General features: G+C 37.0%; 10 protein-coding genes and 1 pseudogene. All 11 read left to right on the forward strand.

All coding sequences use genetic code 11. From position 1 onward, the window contains the following. The first annotated feature begins 78 nt into the window (after positions 1-78). The 11 genes and pseudogenes from AB1279_RS08110 (at position 79) to ftsZ (ending at position 13,326) form a co-directional block, all read left to right on the forward strand. Complete coding sequence (locus AB1279_RS08110; protein WP_429754134.1) at positions 79-1,992, forward strand: stage V sporulation protein D; 1,914 nt, start codon at positions 79-81, stop codon at positions 1,990-1,992. A 162-nt stretch (positions 1,993-2,154) separates the two neighbouring features. Beyond that, positions 2,155-3,630, forward strand: coding sequence for a UDP-N-acetylmuramoyl-L-alanyl-D-glutamate--2,6-diaminopimelate ligase (locus AB1279_RS08115; protein ID WP_429758372.1), 1,476 nt, complete (start codon positions 2,155-2,157; stop codon positions 3,628-3,630). A gap of 22 nt (positions 3,631-3,652) precedes the next feature. After that, positions 3,653-4,624, forward strand: coding sequence for a phospho-N-acetylmuramoyl-pentapeptide-transferase (gene mraY, locus AB1279_RS08120; protein WP_336483194.1), 972 nt, complete (start codon positions 3,653-3,655; stop codon positions 4,622-4,624). Beyond that, positions 4,625-5,977, forward strand: a complete 1,353-nt coding sequence (murD, locus tag AB1279_RS08125; protein WP_429758373.1) for a UDP-N-acetylmuramoyl-L-alanine--D-glutamate ligase — start codon at positions 4,625-4,627, stop codon at positions 5,975-5,977. Between the two features lie 271 nt (positions 5,978-6,248). Then, complete coding sequence (gene spoVE / locus AB1279_RS08130) at positions 6,249-7,346, forward strand: stage V sporulation protein E (protein ID WP_429754137.1); 1,098 nt, start codon at positions 6,249-6,251, stop codon at positions 7,344-7,346. A 171-nt stretch (positions 7,347-7,517) separates the two neighbouring features. Further along, complete coding sequence (gene murG, locus AB1279_RS08135) at positions 7,518-8,621, forward strand: undecaprenyldiphospho-muramoylpentapeptide beta-N-acetylglucosaminyltransferase (RefSeq protein WP_429758374.1); 1,104 nt, start codon at positions 7,518-7,520, stop codon at positions 8,619-8,621. Positions 8,622-8,671: 50 nt separating this feature from the next. Beyond that, positions 8,672-9,577: a UDP-N-acetylmuramate dehydrogenase gene (gene murB, locus AB1279_RS08140; protein WP_429758375.1), complete on the forward strand. Its 906-nt coding sequence runs from the start codon at positions 8,672-8,674 to the stop codon at positions 9,575-9,577. Between the two features lie 98 nt (positions 9,578-9,675). Further along, positions 9,676-10,422: a cell division protein FtsQ/DivIB gene (locus AB1279_RS08145; RefSeq protein ID WP_429754140.1), complete on the forward strand. Its 747-nt coding sequence runs from the start codon at positions 9,676-9,678 to the stop codon at positions 10,420-10,422. A 91-nt stretch (positions 10,423-10,513) separates the two neighbouring features. Further along, positions 10,514-10,677: pseudogene (locus AB1279_RS08150) on the forward strand (DUF1290 domain-containing protein); the annotation flags it as partial. A 150-nt stretch (positions 10,678-10,827) separates the two neighbouring features. Beyond that, complete coding sequence (gene ftsA / locus AB1279_RS08155; RefSeq protein ID WP_429754141.1) at positions 10,828-12,138, forward strand: cell division protein FtsA; 1,311 nt, start codon at positions 10,828-10,830, stop codon at positions 12,136-12,138. 39 nt (positions 12,139-12,177) lie between these two features. After that, on the forward strand, positions 12,178-13,326 hold the full coding sequence (gene ftsZ, locus AB1279_RS08160) for a cell division protein FtsZ (RefSeq protein WP_098305556.1): 1,149 nt from the start codon (positions 12,178-12,180) through the stop codon (positions 13,324-13,326). Positions 13,327-13,525: the final 199 nt, after the last annotated feature.

The following is a 13,525-nucleotide window of genomic DNA, read 5'->3' on the forward strand; positions in this document are numbered from 1 at the left end:
GAGAAGTGGTCGTGTTCTAATTAAATAAGTACAAGCATATATTGGAACAAGTTAAGCGTAAAGGAGGCTTGTTCCAATATGCGTGTATCGAATGTAACAGTAAGAAAACGACTTATTTTTGTGCTTATATCTGGTATACTGATTTTTACCATTATCGATATTCGTCTTGGATATGTGCAGTTTTTTCTTGGAAATATGTTAACAAATCGTGCGAAAGATTCATGGAGCCGTAATATTACATTTGAACCTGAGAGAGGAAAAATTGTAGATCGAAATGGTGTAGAGCTCGCAACAAATAAAAGTGCACCAACTGTCTTTGTGGTACCGAGGCAAATTGAAAAACCAGCAGAGACTGCAGAGAAATTAGCTGCAGTTTTAGGTGTGTCGAAAGAAGAAATTTATCAGCGTCTTACGAAAAAAGAGTCCATAGTCAGATTAGACAAAGGTGGGCGGAAAATTTCTCATGACAAGGCAAAAGAAGTTAGGGCTTTAAGTTTAAAAGGGGTATACATTGCTGAAGATTCAATTCGATATTATCCGTTTGGAAAATATCTATCGCATGTACTTGGATTTGCTGGGAGTGATAACCAAGGTCTTATGGGACTGGAGTCATATTATGACAAAGAATTAAATGGTGATAAAGGATATGTACGTTTTTTTGCAGATGCGAAAGGACAACGTATGCCGAACATTGGTGATGATTATAAAGAACCTGGAGATGGCTTGGATTTAAAGTTAACAATCGATTCACGTATTCAGACGATTATGGAGAGAGAATTAAATATTGCGGATTCGACGTATCATCCAGATGGAATGATAGCAATTGCTATGAACCCAAATAATGGTGAGATTTTAGGTATGTCTAGCCGTCCAAGTTTTGATCCAGCAGATTTCAGAAGTGTTTCACCGGAAGTATTTAACCGAAATCTCCCTGTATGGAGTACATATGAACCAGGGTCCACATTTAAAATTATTACACTTGCAGCTGCTTTAAATGAAAAATTAGTAGACTTGGAGAAAGATACGTTTTATGATGATGGAGCAGCAGAAGTTGGCGGTGCAAGATTACGTTGCTGGAAAGCAGGGGGGCACGGTAGCCAAACATTTTTAGAGGTTGTTCAAAACTCTTGTAACCCAGGTTTTATAGAGCTTGGAGAACGTTTAGGAAAAGAAAAGCTGTTTCAATATATTCGTGATTTTGGATTTGGTCAAAAAACGGGTATTGATTTACAAGGAGAAGGTAAAGGAATTTTATTTGATTTAAAAAAAGTAGGACCTGTTGAACAAGCGACGACAGCATTTGGTCAAGGGGTGTCTGTTACCCCTATTCAACAAGTTGCGGCAGTAGCTGCTGCTGTAAACGGCGGCACGTTATATCAGCCATATATAGCGAAAGAATTTATTGATCCGACTACGAATAAAGTGATCAGTAAAAAAACGCCCGTAGCAAAGAGACAAGTTATTTCCAAGGAAACATCTGAAAAAGTACGTTATGCACTTGAAAATGTTGTTGCAAAGGGTTCGGGTAAAGGAGCTTATATTGATGGTTATCGTGTTGGAGGAAAGACTGGTACAGCCCAAAAAGTAAAAGATGGGAAGTATTTGGATAACAACTATATTGTATCGTTTATTGGGTTTGCACCAGCAGATAATCCGCAAGTTGTTGTGTATGTTGCTGTAGATAATCCAAAGGGGATTACACAATTTGGCGGAGTTGTAGCTGCACCAATTGTTGGGAATATTCTTCGTGATGTCTTGCCAGTGATGGGAGTAGAGCCTAGAAAAGGACAAATTGAAAAGAAATTAGCTTGGGATGAGACGCCTTTAATAGAAGTTCCTAATGTAGTAGGCATGGATCGAAAGGAATTACAAAATCAACTTGTTGATTTACAATTGGATGCTAGCGGCGAAGGAGACAAAGTGGTCGAACAATCTCCAAAGCCCGGCACGAAAGTAAAAGCAGGATCAAAGGTTCGCATATACTTTCATTAAGTATGAAGTGCTTATTTACGATATAATAACATTCAACTAACTCGCAGTGAGACACTTGTTTCTCACTGCCTGTTAATTAATAAATTATGCTCTTATGTATGGAGTTCTTTGAAACTATCCATTTATAAGAGATAAATAAAAGAGTAGAGAGGGTTTAAAGAAATGAAGTTGCATACACTCGTATCAAGTTTGCATGGTTTTCCGGTTGTTCCAAAAGAAAATCCGGAAATTACATCTATTGAAGCGGATTCGCGTAAAGTGACAAATGGAAGTTTATTTGTATGTATAAAAGGTTTCACGGTTGACAGCCATGAATTTGCTAAGCAAGCAGCCGCGCAAGGTGCGGCTGCTATTGTTGCGGAAAGACCAATTGATGTTGACGTTCCAGTTGTACTTGTTAAAGATACAGTACGTTCTTTAGCGGTGTTAGCTGATTATTTTTATGGGCAGCCAACACAAAAGTTACATTTAATTGGAATTACAGGTACAAATGGAAAGACAACAACATCGCATATAATGAACGAAATTATGCGTGCGCATGGACATAAAACAGGATTAATTGGAACAATTAATATGAAAATAGGTGACGAAACGTTTGAAGTGAAAAACACAACACCAGATGCATTAACATTACAAAAGACGTTCCATAAAATGATTGAACAAAATGTAAATAGTGCTGTTATGGAAGTATCTTCACACGCATTGCACCTTGGTAGAGTACATGGATGTGACTATGATGTAGCAGTGTTTACGAATTTAACGCAAGATCATTTAGATTATCATAAAACGATGGAAGAGTATAAACATGCAAAGGGCTTATTATTTGCACAACTTGGTAATAGCTACAATCATAATCGTGTAAAATATGCTGTATTAAACAATGACGATGCTGCAGCAACAGATTATATGAAAAGTACGGCAGCGACAGTGATTACGTATGGTATTGATACGAAAAGTGATGTAATGGCGAAAAATATTGAGATGACAAGTGCTGGCACGACTTTTACGCTTGTAACTCCTAATGAAAGCATCAAGATTACGATGAAGTTAATTGGAAAATTTAATGTCTATAATGTATTAGCTGCAACTGCAGCATGTATCGTTTCTGGTGTAGCATTGCAAACGATTATTGATGTTTTGCAAGAATTGAAAGGTGTACCTGGGCGTTTTGAAGTTGTTGACAGAGGTCAAGATTTTACAGTCATTGTTGATTATGCACATACACCGGATAGTTTAGAAAATGTATTGATAACAACGAAACAATTTGCAAAAGGAAATGTGTATTGTCTCGTTGGTTGCGGTGGGGATCGAGACCGTACGAAACGACCAATTATGGCGAGGGTCGCATCTCAGTATGCAACGCATGCAATCTATACATCAGATAATCCACGCAGCGAACAGCCTCAAGCCATTCTTGATGATATGATAGAAGGTATAAAAGGAAATAATTATGAAGTGATTGTTGATCGTAAAGAAGCAATTTTTCATGCCGTTGCCGAGGCGAAAGCTGGCGATATTATTGTAATTGCAGGTAAAGGTCATGAAACGTATCAAATTATTGGTACAGAAGTACATCATTTTGACGATCGTGAAGTTGCTGGGGAGGCAATTGCACAACGTTTAAGCATGAAAGAATAGCAACAAGAGAGGGGGACTAAATATGCTTGAACAAGGATTATTAATTACAGTTGGGGTGGCCTTTTTAATTTCAGTTGCGTTGTCACCAATTTTCATTCCATTTTTACGCCGTTTAAAGTTTGGACAGAGTATTCGTGATGAAGGTCCGAAGTCACATCAAAAGAAATCAGGAACACCAACCATGGGCGGAATTGTTATTTTTATTTCAGTTATGATTACGTCTATTATTATGATGTTTAAGTTTCAAAAGAGCGCTGAGACATATTTATTGCTTCTTGTTACATTTGGTTATGGTTTAATCGGATTTCTTGATGATTACATTAAAGTTGTTAAAAAAAGAAATCTTGGTTTGACATCAAAACAAAAATTGATAGGACAATTTATTATTGCAGTAGCTTTCTTTATTATTGCAAAGGGACAAGGATTTGACACACATTTAAATATTCCAGGAACGGAAATTAAGTTTGACTTACACTGGGCGTACTTTGTTCTTGTTCTCTTTATGTTAATAGGAGCTTCAAACGCAGTTAACTTAACAGATGGTTTAGATGGATTATTAGCAGGAACAGCCGCAATTGCATTTGGTGCGTATAGCATTATTGCTTTTGCTCACGAGCAGTACACAATTGCTATTTTTTGTATGGCAGTTGTTGGAGCGGTGTTAGGATTTTTAGTATTTAATGCTCATCCAGCAAAAGTATTTATGGGAGATACAGGATCTTTAGCACTTGGTGGTGCTTTAGCTGCTGTTTCAATTTTAACTAAAACAGAATTATTATTAGTCATCATTGGTGGAATGTTTGTTATTGAAACACTTTCTGTTATTATTCAAGTTGTTTCGTTTAAAACAAGGGGAAAGCGTGTATTCAAAATGAGTCCGCTTCATCACCATTATGAATTATGCGGTTGGTCAGAATGGCGAGTGGTTGTAACATTCTGGTCAGTAGGGCTTTTATTTGCAGTGTTAGGAATTTATATCGGGGTGTGGATGTAATTGAAAACGATAACTGACTATCAAAATAAAAATATTCTTGTATTAGGTATGGCAAAAAGCGGTTATGCTGCAGCCATTTTATTAAAGAAACTTGGAGCAAATGTAATTGTAAATGATAGCAAGCCGCTAGCTGAAAATCCGTTAGCGACAGAGTTGCAAGGTCAAGGAATGGAAGTTGTATGTGGCGGTCATCCCTTAGAATTATTAGAAAAAAATATTTCTCTTGTTGTAAAAAATCCTGGGATTCCGTATTCTAACCCGTTACTTGTAGCGGCAAAAGAAAAAAATATTCCGATTGTAACAGAAGTAGAATTAGCATATCGTATTTCGGAAGCACCGTTTATTGGAATTACAGGATCTAACGGAAAAACAACGACAACAACATTAACATTTGAAATGTTAAAAGAAGGGGAAAAACAGCCTGTTATTGCTGGAAATATCGGTACGGTAGCATGTGAAGTTGCACAAGATGTAACTGAGCAGCAAGCGATTGTAACAGAACTGTCTTCTTTTCAATTAATGGGTATTGAAACGTTTCAACCGAGGATTGCGGTGCTTTTAAACTTATTTGAAGCACACTTAGATTATCATGGGACAAAGAAAGAATATGGTTTAGCAAAAGCGAATATCTTTAGAAATCAAACTGAAAATGATTACAGTATTATTAATGCTGATGATGAAGATGTAATGATGCTGGCTGAGCAAAGTAAAGGACAAAAAGTGTACTTTTCTACGTCAAAAATGATTGAAGACGGCGCTTGTGTAAAAGATGGTGCTCTTTACTTTAAAGGTGAAAAAGTTATTGATATTCAAGATATCGTATTACCAGGTAAACATAATTTAGAAAATATATTAGCTGCTATGAGCATTGCAAAGCTTATGGGGGTTGCTAACGAAGCGATTATAGCAGTCTTAAAACGTTTTACAGGTGTAAAGCATCGTTTAGAGTATGTAACAACGATTGGAAATCGTAAGTTTTATAATGATTCAAAAGCAACAAATATGTTGGCGACAGAAAAGGCATTGTCTGCATTTACACAGCCAGTAATTTTATTAGCTGGTGGGTTAGATCGCGGTAATGAATTTGATGATTTAATCCCATACTTCGGGCATGTGAAGGCGCTATTTACATTTGGACAAACTGCACCTAAGCTTGTTAAAGCTGCAGAAAAGGCTGGAATGAAAGTTATTAAACGTGTCGATAATGTGGAACAAGCGGTACAAGAAGCATATGCTCTTTCAGAAGAGGGAGACGTGATTCTTTTATCTCCTGCATGTGCAAGCTGGGACCAATTTAAAACATTTGAAGAAAGAGGAGACATGTTTATACAAGCTGTGCATAAGCTAGTATAAAGTGAAAGAATCATCAGTGGATTGTTCCTACTGATGATTCTTTTATAGGTAGATAAAGTGAACCTTTTATTAGAGGGGTTTTGCTTCGTCTCCGATTGATGAAAAGCTTTCATCAATCGGGTTCTTACAGGTAGTTATCTCACACCTATCTTCTTTGATTTCCTGCGATCTTGAGGTGGGAGTCATACTGTCTGCAAGTAGCTAGATAATGCTGCTTCATTTGTGAAAAAGTATGGCGAACGAAAAGCTGCTTTCAAAGAGGTGATGCTCATTGCCAACAAAGAAGACTCCTGATTTTATTCTTATTATTGTGACATTGTTGCTTTTGACAGTAGGAATGGTGATGGTATACAGTGCTAGTGCTGTATGGGCTTCGTATAAAATGGGGGATTCATTCTTTTTTGCAAAACGTCAATTGTTATTTGCTGGGCTCGGTGTCGTTGCTATGTTTTTTATTATGAAGATTGATTATTGGGTGTGGCGTACATACTCCAAAGTGATTTTGCTTATTTGTTTTGTTCTCCTTATTTTAGTTTTAATTCCTGGAATTGGACTAGTACGAGGCGGGGCTCGAAGCTGGATTGGTGTAGGGGCATTCTCTATTCAGCCTTCAGAGTTTATGAAGTTTGCGATGATTATTTTTTTAGCGAAATTTTTATCGGAAAATCAAAAAATGATTACGTCTTTTAAACGAGGGTTACTTCCTGCGCTTAGCTTCGTGTTTGTTGCATTTGGTATGATTATGTTACAACCCGATTTGGGAACAGGAACCGTAATGGTTGGAACTTGTGTTGTTATGATTTTTGTTTCGGGAGCACGTATTTTTCATTTTGCAATGTTAGGGTTAATTGGAGTTGGAGGATTTGTTGGGCTTATTGCATCAGCACCGTATCGAATAAAGCGTATTACATCATATTTAGATCCATGGTCGGATCCGCTTGGTAGTGGATTTCAGATTATTCAATCGCTACTTGCAATCGGACCGGGGGGATTATTTGGACTTGGTCTTGGACAAAGTAGACAAAAATTCTTTTACTTACCAGAGCCGCAAACAGACTTTATTTTTGCGATTCTATCCGAAGAATTAGGTTTTATTGGTGGTTCGTTTGTGTTATTATTATTTAGTCTGTTGTTATGGCGTGGGATTCGCGTAGCGTTAGGAGCGCCAGACTTATACGGTACTTTTTTAGCAGTCGGGATTGTGGCGATGATTGCGATTCAAGTGATGATTAACATTGGCGTTGTAACTGGATTAATGCCAGTTACAGGAATTACCTTGCCATTTTTAAGTTATGGTGGGTCTAGCTTGACCCTTATGTTGATGGCGATTGGAGTATTACTAAATATAAGTCGTCATTCTCGCTACTAAACCCTGTTTTTATGACAGGGTTTTTCATATGTGAAAACGGAAACAAAGCGATTGGTATATGAATGGCATACATAAAGTGAAACTTCTATCAGTAAGGTTTAGTTGAATCAATCAGACTTTTACTGCCCGTGAGCAGCGGGATAATAGGAAAAAGAAGCGGAGGAACAGGCAGTGCGAGTATTAGTCAGCGGTGGCGGAACAGGTGGGCATATTTATCCAGCTCTTGCGTTAATTCGAGAAATCAAAAAAATTCATCCTGAAGCGAGATTTTTATATATTGGTACGGAAAATGGTTTGGAAAGTAAAATTGTTCGCAAAGCCGGCATTCCATTTCAATCCATTGTTATTAGCGGATTTAAACGGAAATTATCAGTTGATAATGTGAAAACGGTGATGCGTTTTGTAAAAGGTGTACAAGATAGTAAACGTTATATTCGCCGTTTTAATCCAGATGTTGTAATTGGAACAGGTGGTTATGTATGTGGTCCAGTTGTATATGCAGCTGCCAAACTTGGTATTCCAGCAGTTGTGCATGAACAAAATAGTGTACCTGGTGTAACAAATAAATTTTTGAGTCGCTACGTGAATAAAGTAGCAGTTTGTTTTGATGCGGCAGCAGAACATTTTCCGCAAAATAAAGTTGTGATGACAGGAAATCCTCGTGCTTCGGAAGTAATGAACCAAAATGGTATGAAAGGCAAGCGTTCCGTAGGGTTATCTCTTTCAAAAAAATCAGTGTTAATTTTTGGAGGAAGCCGAGGCGCTAGACCGATTAATGATGCATTTTTAGAAGCAATTGAACAATTTGGTAATAAAAATTATGACGTATTGTACGTTACGGGTGAAGTACATTATGATAAAGTAATGGAAGCTGTGAAACAAAAGGGAAATCCGCAGAATGTTATTATTAAGCCGTTTATTGATAATATGCCAGAAGTACTTACTGGGGTAGATCTTGTTGTTTCGCGTGCGGGTGCTACAACTTTAGCGGAGCTAACAGCTTTAGGGAAACCAAGTATTTTAATTCCGAGTCCTTATGTAACCAACAATCACCAAGAGAAAAATGCTCTTTCTGTTGTTGATAAAGGGGCAGCAAAAATGCTTCTTGAAAAAGATTTAACAGGTGAAACGCTTATTGGTAATATTGATGAAATTTTACTAGATGTACAGAAACTACAAAATATGAAACTAGCTGCAAGGCAATTAGGAATTCCGGATGCAGCAAACAAGCTGTTCGAAGTTATGAAAAAACTTGTAGAAAATAACGTTAGGTGAATGCCCTGCATACTACTGTAATAAGGAGACTTAATATGGGGGAGAGCATCATGAAACAATTAGCAAAAGAACTTATGGAAGCACAGGTAGGAAAAGTATTGGAAAATGAATCGCTGGCTCGCTATACAACTATGAAAATAGGTGGTCCAGCGGATATTTTAGTGGTTCCAAGTAGCGTTGAAGGTGTGGAAAAATCGATAAAGCTTGTGAAAAAGCATGGGACAAAATGGACTGCAATTGGTCGTGGTTCCAATCTTCTCGTATCGGATAAAGGCATTGAAGGAGTTGTGATTCGATTAGGAGAAGGACTAGATCATTTAGAAGTAGATGGTGTTACTGTACGAGTAGGTGGAGGATATTCTCTCGTTAAGTTGTCAACTTTATTAAGCCGCCAAGGATTAGCTGGATTAGAGTTTGCTAGTGGTATTCCTGGAAGCGTAGGCGGAGCTGTATATATGAATGCAGGTGCTCATAAATCGGATATGTCTGAAATTTTAACGAGAGCTCGTGTTATGTTTGAAGATGGAACGATTGAATGGCTAACGAAAGAAGAGCTAAAATTTTCCTATCGCACATCTATTTTACAAAAGAAGCGTCCTGGTATTGTATTAGAGGCGGAGTTACAATTAAAAGCAGGTAATCGTGAAGACATTATCGCGATTATGCAAAAGAATAAAGATTATCGCCGTGATACACAACCCTGGAATCACCCATGTGCAGGCAGTATTTTTAGAAATCCACTACCAAACTATGCTGGTAATTTAGTTGAAAAGGCTGGATTACGCGGTTATCAAATTGGTGGTGCGAAAATTTCTGAAATGCATGGGAACTTTATTGTTAATACAGGTACTGCTTCTGCGCAAGATGTTCTTGATTTAATTGCTTTTGTGAAGAAAACAATTAAAGAACAATTTGCTGTTGATATGCATACAGAAGTAGAGATTATTGGAAGATAATAGTTGTTTGTCCCGTGCATTGTCATTTATGATATAATAGAAAGAGAAGAACGGCATGCATAACATGCCGTTCTTTATGTTACATAGGGGGATCGTACATGAAGAATAGTAAAGTTATTAAACTACAAGATCGTGTACCAAAATTAAAAAATCAAAAGAAGAAGAAACAGGTAAATAAACGATTAATTTTATATGTATCGATTTTATTTTTATTGGTGCTTTTTTTAATCTATTTTCGATCTCCGCTTAGCAATATAAAGAAAATTACGGTTCACGGCAATCACTATATGACGGATGAACAAATAATGGAGCAAGCGGGCATTACATATAAAACAAGCTATTTTCGTGTAATGACTCAGCAAGCAGAAACAAATTTAAAGAAGCAAAAAGAGATTAAAGAGGCTCATGTAAAGAAACAATTTCCAAATCAAATTGTTATTGATGTTGAGGAGTATGTGACAATTGGCTACATTAATAAAGAAGGAAAACTGTATCCGCTTTTAGAAAATGGAAAGTCACTAGATGCTCTTCCGAATGGGAAATTGCCAATTGCCGCACCGATTTTCGTTCCATTTGAAGAAAAGAAAATGAAAGAATTGATTGCTGAATTAGAAAAATTAACACCAACTGTTCTTCGATCTATTTCTGAAATTCATTATAAGCCAACAGATTTGTATGCAGATCATCTTACATTATATATGAATGAGGGATATGAAGTAAGTACAGTTATTCAAGATTTTGCAAAACGAATGGAAGCTTATCCTCTTATTATTAAAAACTTATCACCAGATAAAAAGGCAATTATTCATTTAGAAGTAGGAGCATATACGGAATATCTGAATTAATCAATAAGGGTGTAATAAAGCGGATATTTTAACTGTAAAATAGTTGTTTTTAGGAAAGATAGAAACTTACTCTTAGAAATTATGTAATTAAGTCATATTTTTCTCTATTTTCTTTTTTAATATAATCTTAGCTGTAAGTTTAGCTTTTCTAGGAGTACATCTTGGTGTAGACTTATATTTGGCAGCAATCTTTGTAGTCGGGTAAGATTGTTTCAAATTATAGCAGTGATTTACATATTACTGTTAGAAAAATGAATGAGTGCCAAATAAAAATAAGAAAAATATACCGTTAAAAAAGGGAAACACATAAATACGTTGAATATTTTTCTTATAACATAGTAAAACAACGATTGTTGTTCCATATATTGAATTTTGTGGTATAAATAAAGAAGGAGGTGCCAAAGAATGAACAGCAATGAAATATACGTTAGTCTTGACATCGGTACATCCAATGTTAAAGTCATCATTGGCGAGATGGTCAATGACGCTTTAAACATTATTGGTGTTGGAAATGTAAAGTCAAATGGTTTGAAAAAAGGCTCCATTGTTGACATAGATGAGACTGTGCAATCGATTAAAAAGGCGATTGAACAAGCTGAACGTATGGTAGGGATACACATTGAACGTGTTGTTGTAGGTGTAAACGCAAATCAAGTACAGCTTCTTCCTTGTCATGGAGTAGTCGCTGTTTCAAATGAAGATCGTGAAATCGGAAACGAAGATGTGCTTCGTGTACTTGATGCAGCGCAAGTTGTGTCAATTGCACCAGAGCGTGAATTTATTGATGTGGTACCTCGACAATTTATCGTAGACGGTCTCGATGAAATTAATGATCCGCGCGGAATGATTGGTGTACGTTTAGAAATGGAAGGCACATTAATTACAGGCTCGAGAACATTGTTACATAATTTGCTTCGATGTGTAGAAAAAGCGGGTCTTGAAATAATTGATATTTGTCTTCAACCATTAGCGGCATCAACAGTTGCTTTGTCAAGTGATGAAAAAAACCGAGGTGTTGCTCTCGTTGACATCGGTGGAGGTTCAACAACGTTGTCAATTTTCCAAGATGGAGAATTACAAACGGCAAGCATATTACCAATTGGCGGAGATCATATTACAAAAGATATAGCCATTGGATTGAAAACATCAACGGAAAATGCCGATCAAATTAAACTAAAATATGGACATGCTTTTTATGATACAGCATCTGAGGAAGAATTATTTACTGTTTCAATTATGGGCAGTGATCAAACAGAGCAATATTCTCAAGTAGAGCTATCAGATATCATTGAAGCTCGTGTAGAGGAAATTCTTATGTTTGTACAAGATGAGGTACAAAAGCTTGGTGTGAAACAGTTGCCGGCTGGATATGTACTTACTGGCGGTGTTGTTTCGATGTCAGGTATTCTTGATCTTGCCTACGATATTCTGCATCAAAATGTTCGTATTGCGACGCCGGATTATATTGGTGTACGCGAACCACAATATACGATTGGTGTTGGACTTATTAAAAATGCTTATCAAAAAGCGAAGTTACGAGGAAAAAGTGTTCAGGAGAAGCAAGAAAGCTATGAATTACAACATGCACCAGTACCTGCTGCAGTGCAACAACCTGTAAAGCAAAAGCCACGTAATGACAATAACAATAACAATAGTAATAATAATGAACGAATGATGTCAAAAGTGAAGCGTGTATTCCGATATTTATGGGAATAGATTTAAGCGCGAAAAATGAGGTTCTAGGGGGATTTCGACATGTTAGAGTTTGATACTACTCAAGATCAAATGGCAAATATAAAAGTTATCGGTGTTGGCGGCGGCGGAAACAATGCTGTCAATCGTATGATTGAGCATGGTGTACAAGGTGTAGACTTTATTGCAGTAAACACAGATGCACAAGCTTTAAATTTATCAAAAGCTGAAACAAGAATGCAAATTGGCGGCAAATTAACGCGCGGGCTTGGTGCTGGTGCAAACCCTGAGGTAGGGAAAAAAGCTGCTGAAGAAAGTAAAGAGCAAATCCAAGAAGCACTTCGCGGAGCGGATATGGTTTTCGTAACAGCTGGTATGGGCGGAGGAACTGGGACTGGTGCAGCTCCAGTTATCGCACAAGTTGCAAAGGAGTTAGGAGCACTAACAGTTGGTGTTGTAACACGTCCATTTACATTTGAAGGCCGTAAGCGTGCAACGCAAGCTGCATCTGGTATCGCGGCATTTAAAGAAAATGTAGATACATTAATCGTAATTCCAAATGACCGTTTGTTAGAAATCGTTGATAAAAATACACCGATGCTGGAAGCATTCCGTGAAGCGGATAACGTATTACGTCAAGGTGTTCAAGGCATTTCTGACTTAATTGCTACACCAGGTTTAATTAACTTAGACTTTGCAGATGTAAAAACAATTATGTCTAATAAAGGTTCTGCATTAATGGGTATTGGTGTGGGAACTGGTGAAAACCGCGCTGCGGAAGCTGCAAAACGTGCGATTTCTAGTCCATTGCTAGAAACATCTATTGATGGTGCACAAGGTGTTATTATGAATATTACAGGTGGCACAAACTTAAGTTTATATGAAGTACAAGAAGCAGCAGATATTGTAGCTTCAGCTTCAGACCAAGAAGTAAATATGATCTTTGGTTCTGTAATTAATGAGAGCTTAAAAGATGAAATCGTTGTAACAGTGATTGCAACAGGTTTTGATGATAGCATTTCAATGCAGCCACCAAAGCCGATTATTCGTCCTACCGCGACTACTAAAAATGTGCAACAGCCAGTACAACCAGTTAAACAACGTGAAATAAAGCGTGAAGTAAAGCGCGAAGAGCCGGTTGTAAATGAACGTAGTGCAGATGTAGATGACATTGACATTCCAGCATTTTTACGTAACCGTCGCAGACGATAATTGAATTGAAATTTTACCGTGACTAATAGTCAGTTAAATATTTTGATTTTAAATAAAAAGAAGGCCTGTTTAGGCCTTTTTTTTATGCCTAAAAATCTTTTCTATTCAGGATTTCAGGAATAATTTGTATTTTTTTCACACGACAAATTATTCCTGAAAGCTTCAAAATAACAAAAAATCCCTTCCGTCAATTGACACA

The organism is Bacillus sp. S14(2024) (assembly GCF_050473785.1).
Lineage (GTDB): Bacteria > Bacillota > Bacilli > Bacillales > Bacillaceae_G > Bacillus_A > Bacillus_A yunxiaonensis.

Coding starts and splice junctions, on each gene's coding strand:
- AB1279_RS08110 (WP_429754134.1), top strand. CDS start 79: ATGCGTGTATCGAATGTAACAGTAAGAAAACGACTTATTTTTGTGCTT.
- AB1279_RS08115 (WP_429758372.1), top strand. CDS start 2,155: ATGAAGTTGCATACACTCGTATCAAGTTTGCATGGTTTTCCGGTTGTT.
- mraY (WP_336483194.1), top strand. CDS start 3,653: ATGCTTGAACAAGGATTATTAATTACAGTTGGGGTGGCCTTTTTAATT.
- murB (WP_429758375.1), top strand. CDS start 8,672: ATGAAACAATTAGCAAAAGAACTTATGGAAGCACAGGTAGGAAAAGTA.
- AB1279_RS08145 (WP_429754140.1), top strand. CDS start 9,676: ATGAAGAATAGTAAAGTTATTAAACTACAAGATCGTGTACCAAAATTA.
- ftsA (WP_429754141.1), top strand. CDS start 10,828: ATGAACAGCAATGAAATATACGTTAGTCTTGACATCGGTACATCCAAT.
- ftsZ (WP_098305556.1), top strand. CDS start 12,178: ATGTTAGAGTTTGATACTACTCAAGATCAAATGGCAAATATAAAAGTT.